The sequence below is a fragment of the Halomonas dongshanensis genome, from assembly GCF_024790395.1.
Lineage (GTDB): Bacteria > Pseudomonadota > Gammaproteobacteria > Pseudomonadales > Halomonadaceae > Vreelandella > Vreelandella dongshanensis.
Window position 1 is genome coordinate 106,925 of the sequence record NZ_JAJISC010000009.1, and the last position, 18,741, is coordinate 125,665.

Consider the following 18,741-nt stretch of genomic DNA (forward strand, 5'->3'; position numbering starts at 1 on the left):
ATAGGCAAAGGCAAAGTAACGTTAGAGGAGATGGCTACACAAGCACACAAATAAACAACAGTGGATAACCCTAGCCACAACAAAAAAGCCACCCGATTAGGGTGGCTTTTCGTATTATCTAGCGCTTTAAGCTTCATCACAATGATGGTGCCGACACCAGGAGTCGAACCCGGGACCTACTGATTACAAGTCAGTTGCTGTGTGTGGGCGACCAGCACAGCGTATATGCAATGCATTATACGCTATATGAACTTTAACTCCAAGTGTGCAAGGAAACATAGCCCTTCCGTTGCCCTACTGCACTACATTGGCACTACAGATCATGGCGTGTGATTCAGCAGATGTCAACTCGCTCATATTGCTCTCTTTGGCCACGATCTTAATTTCGACTTGGGCAGAGACAGCGAAACAATTTCCTCACCCTGCCCAAGTGCTCCAATCAGACAGGAGGTCTAGCATTCAGCGCACGGCGCATTGCTTCGACATCAGGACTAATATACTCCATTGTGGTTCGGATATCCGTGTGATTGAGTATGCTCTGTGTGAGATGGATGTTCCGTTCGGGGCTCTCCATGAGACTGGTACCAAGAAAGTGCCGGAAACGATGTGGTGACATTTTGTAGCCGGTGAGTTCTGACAGTGCTTGGAAAAAGTGCTCCACCTGCCAAGTATTCATGTTGGCCCGCTTATGTCTTTGGCTAAATCTATTCACGTTGAAAAGCTGATCTTTTCGTTTAAAACCAGCGCTGTGTGCTGCAACAATGAGCTCATAAAGATACGGGTAAAGATCATCCGGAATTGGCAGAATGGTTTCCGAATGCGTTTTGGACCCGATCGCTGAGGCTCGAAAAATCCTCTTTTTCAAATTTATATCCCCTGCTTCGATATGAAGCAGCTGGTTTAACCGGATCCCGGTGTGAAAAAACGTTTCGAAAAGAGCCTGCCAGAACCAGGCTGGATGAATTTTTGAGCACTCGTCATAGCATGACTCGAAGCGTCTGCATACACTCAGAACTTCTCGCGCATACCGGATCTGTAAAGGCTGAAGAGATTTTTTAGGTGTTTTGGGTTGTTTTACAGACACCCCCTCGAACGGATTTTGGATACTGGCAATGAGATCATGCTTGATGCCGAAGCTGTATAGCGCCTTGAGATGTCTTGAGTAGTTGTTCCAGCTGGACTCTGCTATTCCCTTTGGATTGGCTTCTGACCGTATGATAGCAACCCGCCATTTGATGACCATTTCTCTTGTCACCATGCTGGGGAAGGTCTGGTGTCCCAGGTATTTGCGAAAAAGGCGTACCACGCCAGAATAGGTGGTCACGCTTTTAGGGCGCAAATGTTTGTCTGCTGCATAACTGCTCAGCAGCTCCATAAAAGACACATCATTCATCCACTTCTTCCTTGTCACCTTGATTTTTCTTCAGAGTCAACACCCAGTTATCAGGAGGTATTTCTTGACTCACTGTTCTCGGATCCCTGATCAAGTAGCCTTTCAGCAGTCGGCTCTTGTTTGGCCCCTCGACGGAGACGTTATGGATATTCTGCCCCTGAGTTCTGATGTGTAACCCGAGCTTTTGGAAGCGCTTCTGTACTGTTTTCCACTGACCTTCGTCATTCAGAACTAACGTACTAAAGCGCTTAAATATTCCCGGACTGACGAGGAAGTAGGTTCTGTCCACGATGTGAACAGGTGCCTTTGTGTCATTGATAACGATTGAATGATCAGCTAGACCCGTCTTCAACCATTGCCAGAACTGTACACCGAGGTCCGAACTATTATTAAAATCCTGACCAGCACTTGCAGCAGGATCCCTTTCACAACCTATCTCTAATTCAGATGAAGTTAAACTGTCATCAACAACATCCTTGTTATTAATATCAAGTGAGCCAAGTGGGTCAGGGGTATCTGAAGGAGTAACTTCGGGGAATAGAGAAAGGATGTCATCGTCGAGCCCGTTGTTATCCGCGCCAGAGGCAGCTGCTGCCTGACGCGCTACCGGCCGCTTCTGGGCTGCGCAGGCTGGATTGATCGAGCTGACCTCACCTTTAATGACTGGCTGGCCACTCTCTGAATCCATGCCTAGCCCAATATCAGAGTCAGTTTTCGGCTTGTCCCCCTCTGCCGTCCCAGCCCCCTGAATTGTCAGTTTTCCGCCGAATAGAGGGGGTTTTTCCTCTACTCCCCATATGAGGGTTGGAGGCACCTTGATCATGTTGAAGGACTGGTTCCAGTTGCCCTCCGAAACATCGCACTTCCAGACCGATTTTCCCTCACTGACCTCTTCAATCAGTCCATGCGCCTGCAGCTCTCCATAGAGCCGATTGAGGTCAGCCGGAATGCTTTTGATTCCCTGCGCATATAGATGTGCCTTCAACTCATTGACCGCTCGAGGAGATACCAGCCATAGCGCCTCCTCTGTCAGCCATGCGACCCCGCCTTTCTGATTGAGTTTGAACTGCTCCTTGACCATGTATCGCAGGCCCTCGGCCAGCTTCCGCTGAATAGATTCTACCGGGGCCGCAAGTGCCTGAACCGGATCACCTCCTAGAGCCTTAGCAACACTCGCACGATCTGCTTGGTGGATCAGCTCTGCGACGATCCCGCCTCGCTCGGTGTGCCCTGCGATGGTGTACATGAACAGCGCAAACAGTTTGGGCTGAGTCATCATCCAGTCGAGCACCTTCGCCCCAAGGACTCGTTCGCACAACAACGGATTGACTGCCGCGTGGAGATGATACTCCCGTCCCGATCGGTATCTGACGCGATAAGGCGAAGGAATGGAACCATGCCATAGCCTCCACTCCCGCCCATCCTCAAGATGAATTTCGACATCGACCAACGTCTTGGCGATATCGTGCATGAGCGCTCCGTGGATCACGGCGGCACTCCAAAGCTCACCTGCTGAACTTTGGTCTTCGGGTTTTGCGCCAGGAGGCAGGAGATGACGTTGACGCAGACGCAGTCCGTAGCACGCCATCTCTAGGGCATGGTCTAGCATGCCACCTGGATAAGCATGGTGATGTGATTCTGATGCCGGCAGAAGCTGCACCAGCTCCGCATACCTTCTGATCGGCGCGAGCAGATACTCGTCAAAGACGCTCTGGGTCAACGACGTCGTGTCCCAAAGCATTTTGATCATCTGCTGGCGACGCGGAGTATCTAGTAGCTCCTTGCCAGAGGAAGGCTTCGTGAAGTCTGCTGACGGCTCTAACTTCAGGCTGGATCGCTGGAATAGGCGACGTAGCATCTGTGGTTCCTGTTGTGTTTCGCAACAAACAGGTGTGACACGACATGAGGAACTGGTGAAGCGGGAATGTTAAGTTGTGTGGCTTGGCTTTCTTGGCTTTTGAAGGGCTGCTTATGTTCAAGACTAACCATGCTAGATGGTGAAACGTTGAAAAATTCATTTGCCCATTCAGGACCACCCCAAAACACTGTATAAATACACACAACAGGGAGCTATGCATCATGCGCAACATCATCCAACCGTTGCGACATATTAAAGAGCAAGCCAGGACCGACGACGGCGACTCACTGCTTTTGGACGTCTACCGGGCGATCGATTTGATGCATACGTTTTTCCAAGCTGATCTAAGCTTGACGAGGCGAACCTAAGAGATCCGACAGCACCTGTTCCCGTGCCACTTCTGGTTGTCGAGACAGCCGAACCAATGCACATGCGGCTCGCCTTGCAAGACTGCGTGCCAACACTCTTTGCTTCGTTGAGATGCATTGAACCCCAGACCGCCCATGAATGAATGCGCTCCTCAAATCGAACAGATTCATATAGTCCCGCTCTGCCTTCCCTTCCCCAACCGCGGCACGTAGGCGGACTGCGACGCGCTGGGTCGCAGATAGTCTGGGACAGGGATCAGTATTAGGTCGCAACTTTCGCTTGTAGTCGCTCTCCAAGCCCAATGCCGCCTCAATGACCGTCAGGTGGGCAATGAATTCGTCGATGCCACTGGCGAGAAACGCTCGCACGAGAAAATGCACCACCGGGGTTTCGAACAGGGAAGTCGCGCGAGCAGCCTGAACTTGCTTCCATGCGGTGTCGTTCACCCATTGCAGTCCCTCTGTAGCAGCATTATCGAGGGGGAGAACAATGGGACGCTCGATTTCTATTACCTCGCCCCTATTATCCGTGTAGGTGCGAGGTTCGTAAGACAGGGTTTCTGCGCTAGGCGGGCGAGTGGGCGATACGAACAAATCATCGTCCAGCGTGTATATCCATGGAACGCGGAACCCGCGCCAATCGACCTCGTTCAATGTGGACCAATCCTCCCATGGAGCGAGAAGAAGGAAAAAAAGCGCATCCTCTACAGCCTGGGGAAACCGGCCACGATGCGGCTCAATCTCACCAAGATCGCGAGAGATGTCCATGTCCAAGAACGGGAATGCCCGCGCTTCCGGGTTAGTTCGAACAGGGACCTCTTCCTCGACGACTAGCCATTGGAACTCGGACAGACGCTCCGCGCCCGAAGTCAACGTAGGGAAATAACGGCTCAGCCTGGGCCAGTCGAAAAGATCGTATAGTTGTGCTGCGCTGAACCTCGCAACGCGCGCCTGGCCGAACGTCATTAAAGGCAGGTCGTCGGCAAGATCGAGAGGACAGAGATGGCGCCTAGTGATGGAACTGCGAGAGAAGGCTTTCACCAGCATATCTGCCACTGTCGGCAAGTCGAGAGCCTGCACCCTGTGGCCGGCAGGCAAACCACATGGCAGACCAAGGGATCTGAGTGCGTTGCTCAATGCAAAGGTTGCCGTATTGCCAGTGCGTTGCGCTATCAATTTGCTCAACGATATGAATTCGGGTGCCGACAACAAATTGTCGGGACCTGGTGGAGGAATCCGCCACAGGGCTCCCAACTTGGCGAGAAGTTCCTCGTCCACCGATATCATCGACGCAGCCTCCTCATGCCAGCCACCGGCTGCCATGATCGCTGTGTACGCTCCTGCGCAAGCCTTGCCTCGAGGCTCGGGTGCTTGCATTCGATGCTCTCATTGTAGATGTACTCCGCATCGCCCCAGAAGGTAACGATTGCCGCACAGAACAATCGAAGTCGATCCAAAGGAATGTCCATCAATTCGACGGACGGAGCCACCGCTGTGACTTGATTCGCATCGGCCGGGGGCAAAAGGTAATCTGGCCACAGTTCGGGGCAATGTCTGGCCAATTCGGTTGCAGAGGGCCCATCGCCATGTCGGCATGCGTTACCCAGCAGGTGTAACTTGTCCAACTCGGAGAAACTGGGGAACGCCTCAAGCTCTATGTCGCGAAGTTCAATGAACAACTCGCGGAGCCTGCGCCAGTTTGCCTTCTCTGCCTTTTCTTCCAAGCCTTTGTGCGGACGCAAAGCCGAAGCACATCCACGCAGGTAACCACGTAGCTGACGCTCCCAGATCGACTGGATGGAAAGGGCAAAGGCCATCTTAGTTTCGCGAAGCATGTCTCCTGTATCGGAAAGGGCAAGCGCGGTAATAGGCTCATCGCTGCGACTGAGTATGTGCATCTTTTCTTCGAGTGCCTGTATCGATGGCACGATGACATCATCAAGAAATGACTGAACGCTGATCCCATGCATCGCCGTAGCGACATCGGCGTAACAGTTCTGCCATCGAAAAATAGTCACGTCTTTTCTCCAAGCCGATGCTCAACGATGAAGCAGCAGTAGGCGAAATTGATCAATTCCCGCACAAGTTCAAGAAGTCCTGCGTATGGTAGACCATCTAATGTATCCCCATCCGCCATCTTGTGTATTAGTACGGTACTACACCTTACCTGCTGAGGAACTAGGGCCTCGCACATTTCGACTAGATGTGCCAGAGGCTGTGCCGCATCGACTGAGGATTTGGTGAGCTTGATTTTTGCCGCATTGATTCCTCGGAAAGCCTCAGCTTCCAAAATACCGCTCGGAGCTATGCGCGCGCAATTCGGTTTAGGTTTCAGAAAGCACAGGCATACACTTAGCCATCTCGAGCGACTGATACATATAACTTATATGACTTGGGCAACGTTCAGAAAAATGCGGCACAGAAGTCATTATGAAATGAAAACCCCTCCAAAGAGGGGTTGGGGTGAACCTGATCATCACGCGACCAGCTGACGGGCCAGTTCCATTTCCACAGACTCGCCATCGCAGTTGAGCGCATCGAGCCCTGACTCAGGGATGTCTCCGGACGTGCTCTGTGCCACGGCGATCTTGGCTGCCATCAGCCGCAAACAGGCGATCTGTGACGTCTGGGCGTAGCCGAAGAACAGCACACGCACCGCTCGGTGCTGACCAATACGCCAGGAACGTCGCGCCGCCTGCTGCAGCGTGTAGACGTTCCAGCCAGTCTGCATGAACGCGATCGTCGGGAAGTCGAGAAGATCCAGCCCGGTCTTCACCAGCTCCGGGTTGGTGATCAGTACATCGATCCCCTTCTCGACCTGATCCGCGATCCAGTCCTCTCGCCGACTGGTATCGACGCTCGAGCGCAACACGGCCACTTTGAGGCCCTCCTGCTCTAGTACGCGCTTCAGGCGACTCGTGGTGTCGCGCTTGCCGGTGTAGGTTGAGTAGACCAGCACATTGCGGCCCTGGGCCTTCTCCGACCGGCATAGCTCGACCAGCTCGTCCTCCTTCGGCATCGTCGACGCTTCGTCGAAAATCGACTTGGTGAAACTGATCAGCTCCCGCGAACGCGGGTGCTTGACCGCTTCCGGTCGAAAACAGCAGTCAGGCCACGCCAGCAGCACATTGAGCACCACACCCAGAAGCGTGGTGTCCTTGTGTGCCAGCGCTTCCCGCAGCGCCTTTGTCAGCTCTCCAGAGAGCTTGTCGTAGGCACTGGCCTGAGCAGATGACATCGGGACTTCAACGAACTCCTCGTCATACGGCGGCAGCACATCGCCGCCGATGTCCTTGAGCTTGAGGAAGACCGTGAAGGGCAGCACGTAGCGCAGGATGCCCTTGGGGCCAAACCCAGGTGCCTTCACCGTCCGCACCGAGGTTTTCCGCCCCTTCGCCGTCTTGTGCCCAACGCCCTCACGCTCCGAGTAGATGTCCTTGAGGACACCGTGCTCGCGCATGAAGGCCATGGACGCCGCCCCCAGTGAATTGCGCTGGGGACGATAGCCGTCTTCGATCATCACTGGTGTCAGGATCCGGAAGAGCAGATAGAACAGGTCGTCGGCGTAGCCGCCCATCAGCGTGCCAGTCAACAAAAGCGTCTTGCGTGCCTTCGCTGCCAGTACACCCATGGCCTGGCCCTGGGCCGACCCCGCATTCTTGTACTCATGTCCCTCGTCGACGATCAGCAGGTCGAAGAATTGGTCCGGCAGATAGCGCTTTATGAATTCGCTCGGCTGGAAACCGCCTTCACCGAAGCCGAACTCAATGTTGGCCATCGCCCGCTCCATCCTCGTCGCCTGTCGATCGTTGAACACCAGGTCGCCGTTCTCGTCCATCAGGTTGATGAACTCGTGCACGTTGTCGGCCAGCATCGACGAGAGAAATCCCTCGCCAAACTGGTCGATCAGCTTCTCGGACGTCACCTTGCCGATGGTGGGAATGCGCTGCAGCGCCTTGAGTACCGAACGACGGCGGGCACCCCCTTCGGGCTGCCGCTGTCGTATGAGTGTCCAGAGCAGGCCACCGCATCCCGCGCACGCCTGCTGACGCTCGGTCTGCTGGAACGATTCGAACCGGATCGGCTCATTGTCGTTGTCGAGGATCATGCGGCCGCAATCCGGACACGCCGCGAAGCGGCCGGACAGCGTGCGCCTGGGGGTAGCCACCGGCGCCCAGTGAAATCCCATCCGCATCCGCACGCGCCCCAACACGAAGAACTCCGGCCGACCATCGTCTGGCTGCCCCAACTGCTCGCGCAGCTTGAGTAATTTCGCCAGCGTATCCGGTCCATTGAGCACCCAGACCCGAGCTTCGGGCACCGTCTCGAGGATCTCTCGCCGCCACTTGTAGACCAGGTGCGGTGGAGACACGATCAGCGATCGACGATAGCCCTCGTTCGCCATCACGGCGGCGACGGCGATCGCCATCATCGTTTTGCCTGTCCCCATCTCGGCGTTGATCACGCCGGCACGTTCGTTCTGATCCAGCAGCAGGGCGCAGATCGCGTGAACGACGTCTGCCTGTGCCGGGAACGGTTGGCGTGCCAACGCGTTCATCACCGCCTGTCGCGCCGGATCCCCGCGACCGTCATAGACCGGGGGATGGGTGTGGTTGAGCGTATCCAGAAGCCCGTCGCCGAACTCATCGATGAAATCGTTGAGAGCAATGACGTTATCCGGTGCTGTGCAGGGCATGTTCATATCCGTCTCCAATGAAAACGGGCAGAACACGCCCCTACGGGCGAAGTTCTGCCCGTAGGGTTGGCACGCTCCATGAGCGTGCGTGGTGGTTATGCCGTCTCGGCATCCGAGTCGGTCGGTTCAGGTTGTGCCGGTGTGTCATGCGCCGACGTCGAGGTGATCTTGAACAGTCGCCCCTTGTCGGGAGAGCCCGGGGTCACGTCCCAGGCCATGATGGCTGGCACGAAACGATCGGTCAGAATGCGACGCTCGCTGACGTTGCCATCGGCGTCTTCGCTGAATTCGACCTTCGAGGACTTCTCCTTGAAAGTATCGCCCTTCACGATCAGCTGACGCCCCGATCGCGAGGTCACGATGCCTGACATTCCTCCGGCTGCCAGTGACAGCGCGAGGTGCCAGCTCGACAGCCGACGCAGCGGACGTCGCTGCGTGGCCCCATCGGTCCAGAACGCGAGGTTGAAGTCGGGCCATAGCCCGCCCAACTGATCGATTTCCTGCCCCAGTTGCTCGGGTTCCAGCGACATGCGGTAGCAGTGAGGTGTGTTACCGATCGCCGGCGGCACGTCATACAGACCATCACACCAGATCTCGGGCAGCGGCTCGGGCTTGAATTCTCCCAGTCCGATTTGCTGCAACATCTTCCTGTTGGGTTTGGTCCTGTCGTTGGCCAGTAGTGCATTGCGCTTCGTGCGAACGCCGAAGACGACGACCTGCTTGAAGGTATCGACCGCGGCCTCGAACGCCGTGACGCGATCAAAGTGTTGGCTGACCCAGCTAGACAGCTCATCGTCGAAGACGTAGTGCGGCACGATCATCACCAGGATCCCGCCGTACTGCAGTAGGTGAACACAGCGCTGGTAGAACAGCTTTTCCAGACGCTGCCTACCTTTGCCCGCGTATCCCTTGCTCCCGCCGGTCTCGCTGACGAGATCGCCATAGGGTGGATTGAAGAACATCATGCCAAACGAGCGCGGCGATATGACGGTATCCATCAGATCCGACTGGATGCCGACGTCGACCAAGCCCTGCATGTGACGCGCTCGCTCGAGATCGTACTCGATACCGTAGACATCGGTTCGCTCCCGGCCCAGCCGATGGGCGCTTTCAAGGATCGCGTGGCCTTCGCCGGCGCACGGATCCAGAATGCGCACCCGCTGGTCATGCGAAGTGCCTACGGCCTGGAGAACACGTTCGATCGTGACCTCGTCGGTCGGGTAGTAGCCGTTCTTGGCGAAGTTGCGCGCCAGGCGTGGAAACATCAGAGCCATGGTGGCCCTCCCAGGTTCATTGCATGGCGAGATCGCCGGAGTGGATGAGTTGACCGATGGCGTCCTGGACGCTGGCCAGCGAGAGATCGATCCAGACGCCGGATAAGCGCTCGGACGTCCGGTCGAGCATGCGGATCGCCCCGTGCTCGAGGAGCAACTGGATGACCGTGGGTCGCCAGGGATCCAGCAACGGAAACGCAGCGAGATCTCGCAGACGTGACCAGAGCATCGCGCTCTTGTCCTGTCGCGAGTCACATTCGTTGAAGATCGCGTAGCACTGACGATTGGCGCGATCCGGATCCTGACAGCGTTGATCGAACAGCCAGAGGTTCAGCAGGCTGCCGAACCGCGTCTGCCGATAGGTCCGCGTCGTGCGTTTGGCCAGGCGTTCACGATCCAGCTGTAGAGCGACTGACTGACCGTCTCGCTGGAGCGTGACACCCGTCCAGCCGCCTTCGGCGATGGGCAGGGTCAGCTTGGCCATCAGTTCGTGAATGGCGGTATCCCGCCCCCACAGGGACAGAAAGACCGCGCGGTCGCCATCGGCGACATAGCTATCCAGAAAAAGCTCTGGCGCCTCCTCGAGACGCCAGAGCGGGGTTGCAGGTGACATGCTGTCTCCATCGACAAGGATGGGGACGAGCTGCCCCCAAGGGCAGTCATCGCCCCCGGGGGTTGAGTGTTGAATCAGGCAGGCACGAAGCGACGCGCCTTCGAGTCATAACGCCAAGCGTCACGCTCAAGACTAATCGGGGTGTGCCTGTTGAGGTAGATCGTGGTGAGGTACCGATCACGATAGGTCAGTGCCTGCCGCGCCGAGGCCTCGGGTATGCCCTCCGAGATAAAGAACGTGATGAGTTCCTCATCTGACGAAGCCTCATCGTTCGAGAGCAGATCTTCGATGGTGTGGAGCTGGGTTTCGGTTAATGCCGAGAACGCCGGCGCCATGGGTTGAGTGGTCGACATGCTGTCCCTCAGGTTTCAAGCCGCTGCAGCAGACGAATAGGTCCATGTCTGTGTCGTGGCATCGAATTGATAACCCATCTGCTTCAGGCGAGTGACCTGGGCACGGAAAGTACCCCGATCGACCGTGGAATCCAGCTTGACGCTGTCGCCCAGTGGCCATTGATGCCCGAAAAGCTCGATGTCCTGATCATCCGCCTGCGGTCGGCGATTCGGCTTAACCTCGGCGCTCTCCTTCTGTGGTTGATCGGTCGATGTCGGCGTGCGGTTTTCCTCGTGCGTCTGCTTGAGGAATTCCGCTGCCAGACGTGCCGCGCCGGTGGCGCGAAAGATGGCTTTCTTATCCGCCTGCAGCACGCTGATCCAGCTGGCGATGTAGGCGGCGTCGAAGGCCTCGTTGCGAATGCCGAAGTGTCCGCACAGGAAGGCTGAGCCCAGCTGCGCGACCAGTTCCTCGAGCGCGTAGCGTTCGGAACCGAACGGCTCGGGGTCGGTTATCCCAATACGGGCCAGGCGCGATGCATGCCCGGTGGCATGGGTGAGTTCATGTAATGTGATGCTGTAGTAACTCTCCGCATCGTGAAAACGCTCCTTCGCGGGCATCAATACCCTGTCCTGCCGGGGGTAATACGCCGCGATTTCGCGATCCAGTGAGTGCGTGACCTTGATGCCACAGCCGTCGATGAAGTCGTCCAACGCGTTCACGCTGTCGAATCCCTTGACCGACGTCGCCGGCGGATTCGTGACCTCATCTGGCAGGCCGTCACACTGGTCAACGTTGAACAGATTGAAGCCCCTCAGAATAGCGAAGTGCTTCTCCTTGGGGTTGCCCTCGTCGTCGAGTACCGGCTCGCCGGCGGCGTCGACGATCTCGCGCTTCATGGGCTTGTAGAAGCACGCGAGCGTGCTCTTGGCACCCTTGCGTACCGTACCCCCGGCTTCTTTCGCCTGGCGAAAGGTGAGCCAACGGTCCTGGGAGAACCCGCGACCCTCGGCCTCGCCCCACAGCAGTGGCACATTGATGCCGCTGTACTGGCGACCGGAGACGGCATTACAGGGTATGAGTGGCGTTCGGCTCGACGGATCCCAGGGGTGTCCGATACCGGGCAGATGTCCTTGATCGAGACTTTCCAGAATCCGATCGGTGATTGCTTGATAGATGTCGGCCATCGTCGAAACCTCATGATGACAACCGAGATACCCCCCACCGGGAGCGAATCCCGGTCGGGGTTGAAGAAAATAAAGCCCGGCAAACCGGGCTTTCGGAAGTGAAATAGCGTGTACTCAGGCAGCCAAAGGCTTATATCCAGGCAACGAGAATACGAGCGTCTGCTTGCCGAACTGTTGCTCCAACTCAGCATGAACGCCTACGAACAATGGCTTAGGTAAACCAACAGCATGATGAGGCACTGCTATGTCGACATCGAACGAGCGACTTCCTGCAGGCGCTTTCAATAGTTCGTTTCGCGCTTGCTCCAGGAACGCGTCAAGGCGATCTATCCAGTGCTGTCCTGCATTAGTCGAATGCGCTGTTTCTGTTCTCTGAAGCAGCGCAATCACCTCGTGGACGAGAGGCTGCTCCATCTGAACCATTACGTCTCGACGATTAGGGCAGAGCCCTAATCGCTGCGCCTTGGCGGTAAGATCGATACGGATGTTGCCGTTGTGAATATTGCGATTCATGGGTACTTCTCCTCGGGAACGAAAACGGGGAAGCACCTCGCCCCATGGGGAAGGAAACTTCCCCATGGGGTGAATACCGCTTGGTTTATGCCGACAGAACGTGTGCCTTCCAGGTATGGCGATGTGTATTCACCTGACGGTGATTCACGATCTTGCCCTGAACATTGCGAACCGGCTCTTTAACGACCACCGCTTTACGCCCGAGAAACTCGAGCGCGACAGTATCGCCAACAGCCAACGGGGTCTCACGCGCTACGCGCTTGAGATCGATCCCCCACACGGTCTTGTCGTCACCACACTCAGACCGCAGCGTGATGTAGTAACTGAGGCGGTTGGCCTCGTCGAACTGATAAGGCGCGTTGCCATGGGCAACGATCATCCCTTGGTGAGTAACGCCACGGCGATGAGAAGTCGACCCCGTCTTGACGGAATCTGACGCTTCAGTCTCATTGCTAGACGCACTACCGCCGAAGCCAAAGCTGATGAGGCCAAGGCGCTTTAACACCACCAAGGCGACTAGCGTCAGCCAGATCCAGCGGAGTGGATCAGGAATGACCTGTGGCAGCATGAGCGGAATCAGAACGGAGAACAGCAGGGCTCGAGAGCCTTGGAAAGGATTCATGGTGCAGCTCCAGTGGATCGGGGAGATACACCATCCCCACCCGGGGAAGTGCTCCCCAATGGGTGGAATCGACAAACAACGGTCGAGTGTTGAGAAAGGCGTTAGGCGAAGAACTTGATGGCGGAAAGAAAAGCCACAGCAGCCACCAACATGCCGCCCAGACGAATAGTCAGCGATTGAGTTAACCGCTGTTCCAGCTCTATTAGCCCTTGCTTTGTTGCCAGATCACGCATGTCATCCTCCAGAGCATCAACGACCGCTTTGGCCTTTTCTGACGGTACGTTGACATCACGAAGAGCGTCATATAGCGAGATAGAGTGTTTCATGAGAATCTCCTTCTAGTTATACGGGAGACTCCCGTCCAGGGATATCTCCCTGGGGGTGAGGTAGCATCCAGCTCAATCGAGCGCCGTCTCTCGGGATGCGTTAACGGCTTCGGGAATTGCCCGAAGGCAAAAGGCGCTGCTATTGCCGTTAGCAGCCAACGTGGTACAGATGAAGTATGAAAGGGTCGTGAACGCTATGCAAGAGCCTAGATGTATAGTGACGGCCACCAACCTGAAGGTGCTTTATGTTCAATGATTTACGTGCACCCTGCATACGAGACGGTGGTAGATTCAATCCCTAAATGGCACTATCTTGTTGCTGCGGGGGAACCCTTAGATTGAATCGCTCGGTTCTCTCAATTACTACTTTCCATCCGCTTGCATAACTCATCATCATTTCTTGATCATTTTTCCACCTTGGTGGCAGCTCGCGGGGAATACCGGTCGGAGGGCTATGGGACTTGAAGCGCCGCGACAGTTGCCATAGGTATAAACATTCGTAACGGATTTGAGGGTAGAGGCTGGAATCCGTATCCGTCGTATAAACTTTGCCGACGGTCCACGGCTTCCGGGTTTCCGCAATCCAGGACGTCGAGCATCACCACGGCCGTTCCTACCCGATGTGAGGCCAGGTAGGCTCCCTTGAGCGCATCGGCAAGGAGCAAACCTCCTATCCCATGCCCTTGGGCTTCTTGAGTAACTCCCATCATGCCAATGAACGCGGCGGGGATACCGCCGCCTGGCAGTGCATATCGCCGGTAGCGATTGGGAAGCTCCCCATAGTCTACGCTATGAGCGTTGATGGAGTAGAAACCGAGGATCGCATCGGGATTCTGGTGAGGGTTTACCACCACGAACACCTTAGCCGTGCCCCCTTTCAGCAGCTTGCCAGCTGTTTTCTGCAGAAAGTTGTCGACTTGTTCGACCCCGGACGAAAAAGCCGCTCGATCATGTCTATCCGTATCGAGCGGCTCAATGGCAACGGTTTCTAGCATTAGCGATGCACCACCTTCTCCTCGTGGTTAGCGAACGCGGCGCGCAGCTTCTCGGACGGTGTCGGCGGATTCTCCAGGGCTTCAAAGAAGGCCTGGTGATCCTCAGGCGTGAGCCGCGTCACTTCGTGTGCTCGAATAGTGGCCATTGCACGCTCATACGCTGCAGATAGCGCGAACGCAGACATGTCCTGGCCGCTCAGCGAGGCCGCTTGCTCAATGGCTTGCTTGATACGCGGTGTTGTGCGGAAGCCAAAGCGTTCGGTGTTGCGCTGACGAGCTTCAGTGCTGGCTTCGGGAATTGGTTCGGCCAACATGTTGACCTCCTTTGCGTGTTATCTTCGCATAGCAGTGTACGCCTGTTAGGCGTACATTTCGAGAAAAAGTTTCGTTTTCTCAGTTGACCACGAGGATGATCTCAGGGTTGGATGATCGGAGTGAACCTGGAGATGGGAAGTAGCCGAGGAACACCAGATGCGGTGACTCGCCGATCAATGTCCTGCGGCTGTATAGTTAGAGGGGATCCAATTCATCCAGGCTGCGAAAAGCAATATCCCAAGGGAGGCGTCTGACGTTCTCGCGCATCCTCTCATAGGCATTCTTTGCAGTTCTGACAGAGAGGTGTTGATGTTGCACCAGTTGTTCAATGACCCAGATAGTCCCCATCACCACCACACCTTCTTGTTCGGCAACGCTGCGAAGTCGTTGGTCGCCTGTAAGAAGAGGACAACGCTCCTGCTGAGCAAGGGCTAGCGCAAAACAATCATTGCTGCTGACACCAGACGAATGAGCGATCAAACCAGCAGCATATTGTAGTGTCTAGGGAGTGAGCTCGCACTGGGACAGTCCCATATCCAGTAGATAACCATGCTGATTTTCCAATTCTTTGGCAAAAAGTACATCAGGGACGCTGAATTGGTAGGGAAGCAGGAATAGACGCTCCAGCACCCTACCTTCCTCCAAATCAATCAGTATGTTGGCGTCACTGATCAGCAACTGCATCCAGTTGCTCCAGCTTCCGCTCCTGGTGGAACCGCATCAAGGGTATTCCAATGAGCTCTGCCGCCTTGGACTCTCCGAGAATACCTTCGCCAAGCGCCCGGTAGACGAGCTGTTGGAACGTCAAGGTGGTTTCCGGCGGATAGGCACGACCTGGCTCAACCTTATTCCAGCGGTTTTTAGAAAACTGAATCATCATGCCACGATGAACCGACGAGGTGATGATGCCGAGATCCTTGGCACGATAGAGACAGGCTTTCATGCTCAGCCCGTACTCCATCTTCAACAGGTAGAGTTCCTTTGGCTCAAGACGATGGCGTGTTTCACCAAGCTGTAGGCGCATAGGTCCCCCTGGGAGCAAAAATGCACCCGCAAATCGGTTACACGCGTGCTCTTCATCCAGCGCGGTCGCCAGTCGTCCCTGCAACAGCAGGTGCCCCAACTCATGGGCCAGAGTGAAACGCTGACGATCTCCCGGCCAGTTGGTGGACACGACGATAACGGGTAATCCCGAGATCTGTGCTTGGAGACCATCAAATTTCGCGTGTTGATCGACATCGGTCATGATGACAAGGATGCCTCGCGCCTCAAGTTCATCGACGAGGTCTGGGATCGGGTTCTGACCCAGTTGCCAGCTTGACCGCACGCCGTCGGCGACGGTATCTACTTCATCCAGGGTCTCGATCCGATCTGGCAATCCATCTGGTAGCACAAAATCAGCCACTGGGAAATTCGGCCATAAGTTTGCAAGCTCGTGCCAACGCTCCGCCTGATCCAACACATCTGCGTGGATACGCTTGAGGATGGCTGCCGGTGTCGATGAGCGCTTGCGATACTCGACTTGGCCTAGCTCGACCTGCATTGGGCGAAAAAAGTACTCGGTACGCACGTTGAGCGCCTTGGACAGCCGTACCAATACACCAGAGCTGGGCATATTTTCATCATGCTCATACTTCTTGATCATGTTGGCGCTGACGCCAACGTGCTGGCCCAGAGACAACATGGAAAAACCCGCAGCAGCGCGGGCGCGCTTCAGTCGCTCTCCAATCATGCTGTCCCCCAAGGTTTATGGAAACCAAAATTTTATGATAGATGTAAACTCGACCCCACACAACCTAAGTCGATTCGGACAGATGAATGTATTGGCGTGCTGACTGCCGTGAGCGACGGGGGACACTGCGATTGCATTCGTCCGGCAGTGAGAAGCCGAAAGCAGTGACGATCGAAGCCCATTGCATAGGCGCAGACACTGGTTCGACTGGTAAATCAATACGAGTGGCACCTTGGCTCATCATCTGCGTGAGCCATATGATCAGGATCCTGCTCTCAGACAAGTCCTCTATAGAGCAGCTCACCGACATATAGTCCGACTCCGAACACCGCATGGGCACTGATACTCAGGAATAATCCCTTTCGTGGTTCAGGAGCTTTTAGACCGAACAAGCCGCCGCCAAGCGCTGGCTTCATGAGCAGAAAAGGGGCCGCAAGGGTGATTAGGCCGAAGATAAGACCATTGAGCAGGGTTGGTAGCGTGTTGAACACCGCATAAGCCAGGTAAAGGTAAATCCCCCCATAGATCACACCAATCAAATAGTGGAATAACCAGCCAACCGTAGCCTCACCCTTCAGCCGCGTCCGCGATCCAATCATGGGATCGTAGAACCGTCCCTCCCTCCATCCAAGCACCCAGCGGCCTGTTACTGGCCAATTAGCGGCGGGGATTCCGGTGACAGGCCTTTGTGCCTGTTGCCAAATATCGGAAGCTGCGGTCGCAACTACACCTACCGCCAGAATTTCCAGCAAGTTCATGATGTTACTCCTTCAATGTAAAACGGCGGTTGCGCTATCGCCCTGTCCATGCCATTTATTGGGCTGGTTTCAGGACGACACAGTCACCGTATCGTAATTTATGAAGTTACATGAGACAAGATAACAGATTATCTGGCGCTCTCCATGTGCTACTGCACATGGCAGAGGCTGGCAGACCCGTTACTTCCGAGGCGCTTGCACGCGCGCTAGACACGAATCCAGTCGTGGTAAGACGCGTCATGGGCGGCCTACGCGAACAGGGGTATGTCCGCTCAGTAAAAGGCCATGGCGGAGGATGGACGCTATCCTGTGAACTTGAGCGGGTGACGCTTAAAGACGTGTACGAAGCTCTTGGGTCACCCCAGTTGTTCGCAATCGGCAACAGGTCCGACAATACTCAGTGTCTCGTCGAGGAAGCTGTCAACATCTCGATTAGCGAGGCACTCGCCGACGCCGAGGCACGTCTCATGGCCCGCTTTGGCGAAATCACGCTCGCAGCCCTCAGTGCTGATTTCCATCGGCGTTTGGCTGAGCGTGGTGGTCCGGCTACGCTGGAAGAGATCCATATTTGAGATCGCCGCCCTCACCCAGCAGATAACCAAGCTATGCGCTGCACGCTGCTTGGCCTGGAGGTATCAGGCCTTGACTCGGAAGGTCATTTTTTCCGGCCAGGAGAGTAAACGATGCTCATGGATTGCCGATGCCGGCATGAGTGATGCACTAACCAAATTGCACTGGAACAGCGACAGCGCTATTCAGATGAGCGAGAGGGAGCAGGAAATTCACTTTCTAAAGATGGAAGTTCTGGGGCTAAAAAGTCAGCTTCATCAGGCGCATACCTACATGGAGCGCGCTACCAAAGCGCACTTCCTTTGGACTGCGGCCACGCGTTGGACGAGATACTGGAGAGGCTACTGAGGCAGAGCACCTTTTGGCCCTTTTGCCCGACCTTTTAGGGTTTGTGCCTGTAGCCAAACGGGTAAGCCCCTTCCCCTTATTCCCCCTTCCCTTCTCCCCCTTTGGGTGAAGGCCCTTTACCCTTTTCCCTCGTTGGAGAGAAGCGAATATTGCCCGCCTGTAATCGGCAGGCGATTCGCTTGCGAGGCGGCCCACATCAACATATGATTAAACACACAATAAAATGTAGTTTAATGCGCTAAAAAAGGAGGCTCATGGCAACCTTACTTGAACGTCCAGAAGACGCAGTATCAGCGACTACCATGGCGCGCACCTTCAGTGCCCGGCTTAAAGAGGTATCATCACGTGCTTCTGATAAACTCGTTGTCTTCAAGGACAACCAGCCTGCTGCTGTGCTGATGAACGTCCAGGCATATCAAGATCTCATTGATGAGCTTGAAAACCTTCGTATCGAAGCTATCTCCCGAGACCGGCTGGGGAGCTATCAGCCAGACCAAGCCATCTCGCACGATGATATGCGGTCTCTCTTCAGTCAGGACGATTGAGGCATGGCTTGGCATGTGATCTACCATCCTGACGCGCAACAAGATCTGATCAGACTCGGCTCTGCCGCCGCGAATCGCATCCTCGATGTCATTGAAGAGAGGATTCGCGATGGCGAACCAGACAAGCTTGGCAAACCGCTTCGAGGTTCCCTGACCGGCTGTCGGCGGATTCGCACCGGAAACACGCGAATCGTCTATAAGATCGATGGGCTCGCAATCCACGTGCTCATCATTGCTGTAGGGGCTCGTCGGGATGAAGAAGTGTACGACCTTGCCGATCGGCGCGTTTAGCCTC

General features: G+C 55.5%; 21 protein-coding genes and 1 tRNA gene. 3 read left to right on the forward strand and 19 right to left on the reverse strand.

Translation table 11 applies throughout. The annotated features are described in order from the left end of the window. Positions 1-145: 145 nt before the first annotated feature. From LLY24_RS16970 to LLY24_RS17060, 19 genes are all read right to left on the reverse strand, one after another. Positions 146-229 (reverse strand) — tRNA-Thr (locus LLY24_RS16970). Between the two features lie 210 nt (positions 230-439). Next, complete coding sequence (locus LLY24_RS16975; protein ID WP_259037495.1) at positions 440-1,393, reverse strand: site-specific integrase; 954 nt, start codon at positions 1,391-1,393, stop codon at positions 440-442. Beyond that, positions 1,386-3,251: a MobH family relaxase gene (gene mobH, locus LLY24_RS16980; protein WP_259037496.1), complete on the reverse strand. Its 1,866-nt coding sequence runs from the start codon at positions 3,249-3,251 to the stop codon at positions 1,386-1,388. Before mobH ends, LLY24_RS16975 begins: the two co-directional genes overlap by 8 nt. A gap of 344 nt (positions 3,252-3,595) precedes the next feature. Continuing rightward, the gene (locus tag LLY24_RS16985) at positions 3,596-4,942 is read right to left on the reverse strand and encodes a hypothetical protein (RefSeq protein WP_259037497.1); all 1,347 of its coding nucleotides are present in this window, start codon (positions 4,940-4,942) and stop codon (positions 3,596-3,598) included. Next, positions 4,903-5,637, reverse strand: coding sequence for a hypothetical protein (locus tag LLY24_RS16990; RefSeq protein ID WP_259037498.1), 735 nt, complete (start codon positions 5,635-5,637; stop codon positions 4,903-4,905). Before LLY24_RS16990 ends, LLY24_RS16985 begins: the two co-directional genes overlap by 40 nt. Positions 5,638-6,095: 458 nt before the next feature. Then, positions 6,096-8,321, reverse strand: coding sequence for an SNF2-related protein (locus LLY24_RS16995; RefSeq protein WP_345799665.1), 2,226 nt, complete (start codon positions 8,319-8,321; stop codon positions 6,096-6,098). An 89-nt stretch (positions 8,322-8,410) separates the two neighbouring features. After that, positions 8,411-9,589, reverse strand: coding sequence for a DUF6094 domain-containing protein (locus LLY24_RS17000; protein ID WP_427854573.1), 1,179 nt, complete (start codon positions 9,587-9,589; stop codon positions 8,411-8,413). 16 nt (positions 9,590-9,605) lie between these two features. After that, positions 9,606-10,202, reverse strand: a complete 597-nt coding sequence (locus tag LLY24_RS17005) for a hypothetical protein (RefSeq protein WP_259037499.1) — start codon at positions 10,200-10,202, stop codon at positions 9,606-9,608. A gap of 74 nt (positions 10,203-10,276) precedes the next feature. After that, the gene (locus LLY24_RS17010; protein WP_259037500.1) at positions 10,277-10,555 is read right to left on the reverse strand and encodes a hypothetical protein; all 279 of its coding nucleotides are present in this window, start codon (positions 10,553-10,555) and stop codon (positions 10,277-10,279) included. Positions 10,556-10,570: 15 nt separating this feature from the next. Next, the gene (locus LLY24_RS17015; protein WP_259037501.1) at positions 10,571-11,722 is read right to left on the reverse strand and encodes a DUF3275 family protein; all 1,152 of its coding nucleotides are present in this window, start codon (positions 11,720-11,722) and stop codon (positions 10,571-10,573) included. 114 nt (positions 11,723-11,836) lie between these two features. Next, positions 11,837-12,235 carry a hypothetical protein gene (locus LLY24_RS17020; RefSeq protein WP_259037502.1) on the reverse strand — a complete coding sequence of 133 codons (399 nt, stop codon included), beginning with the start codon at positions 12,233-12,235 and terminating at the stop codon, positions 11,837-11,839. Positions 12,236-12,320: 85 nt separating this feature from the next. After that, positions 12,321-12,857: a hypothetical protein gene (locus LLY24_RS17025; RefSeq protein ID WP_259037503.1), complete on the reverse strand. Its 537-nt coding sequence runs from the start codon at positions 12,855-12,857 to the stop codon at positions 12,321-12,323. A gap of 101 nt (positions 12,858-12,958) precedes the next feature. Beyond that, complete coding sequence (locus tag LLY24_RS17030; RefSeq protein WP_259037504.1) at positions 12,959-13,183, reverse strand: hypothetical protein; 225 nt, start codon at positions 13,181-13,183, stop codon at positions 12,959-12,961. A gap of 452 nt (positions 13,184-13,635) precedes the next feature. Next, a complete protein-coding gene (locus LLY24_RS17035; RefSeq protein ID WP_259037505.1) occupies positions 13,636-14,178 on the reverse strand; it encodes a GNAT family N-acetyltransferase in 543 nt (180 codons plus the stop codon). Beyond that, positions 14,178-14,492: a type II toxin-antitoxin system TacA family antitoxin gene (locus LLY24_RS17040; protein ID WP_259037506.1), complete on the reverse strand. Its 315-nt coding sequence runs from the start codon at positions 14,490-14,492 to the stop codon at positions 14,178-14,180. Before LLY24_RS17040 ends, LLY24_RS17035 begins: the two co-directional genes overlap by 1 nt. Positions 14,493-14,688: 196 nt before the next feature. Further along, entirely contained in the window at positions 14,689-14,973 is a 285-nt protein-coding gene (locus LLY24_RS17045) for a PIN domain-containing protein (RefSeq protein WP_259037507.1), read from the reverse strand. 21 nt (positions 14,974-14,994) lie between these two features. Next, a complete protein-coding gene (locus LLY24_RS17050) occupies positions 14,995-15,177 on the reverse strand; it encodes a PIN domain-containing protein (protein WP_259037508.1) in 183 nt (60 codons plus the stop codon). After that, complete coding sequence (locus tag LLY24_RS17055) at positions 15,158-16,225, reverse strand: helix-turn-helix domain-containing protein (protein WP_259037509.1); 1,068 nt, start codon at positions 16,223-16,225, stop codon at positions 15,158-15,160. The genes LLY24_RS17050 and LLY24_RS17055 overlap by 20 nt, the downstream gene beginning before the upstream one ends. Positions 16,226-16,500: 275 nt before the next feature. Then, complete coding sequence (locus tag LLY24_RS17060) at positions 16,501-16,983, reverse strand: DUF2938 domain-containing protein (protein ID WP_259037510.1); 483 nt, start codon at positions 16,981-16,983, stop codon at positions 16,501-16,503. Positions 16,984-17,093: 110 nt separating this feature from the next. Here LLY24_RS17060 and LLY24_RS17065 point away from each other — a divergent pair, with 110 nt between their 5' ends. From LLY24_RS17065 to LLY24_RS17075, 3 genes are all read left to right on the forward strand, one after another. After that, on the forward strand, positions 17,094-17,555 hold the full coding sequence (locus LLY24_RS17065; RefSeq protein ID WP_259037511.1) for an Rrf2 family transcriptional regulator: 462 nt from the start codon (positions 17,094-17,096) through the stop codon (positions 17,553-17,555). Between the two features lie 600 nt (positions 17,556-18,155). Continuing rightward, positions 18,156-18,446, forward strand: coding sequence for a hypothetical protein (locus tag LLY24_RS17070; protein WP_259037512.1), 291 nt, complete (start codon positions 18,156-18,158; stop codon positions 18,444-18,446). A 3-nt stretch (positions 18,447-18,449) separates the two neighbouring features. Continuing rightward, positions 18,450-18,737 (forward strand): type II toxin-antitoxin system RelE family toxin, encoded by a 288-nt coding sequence (locus LLY24_RS17075; protein ID WP_259037513.1) that lies wholly within the window; start codon positions 18,450-18,452, stop codon positions 18,735-18,737. Positions 18,738-18,741: the final 4 nt, after the last annotated feature.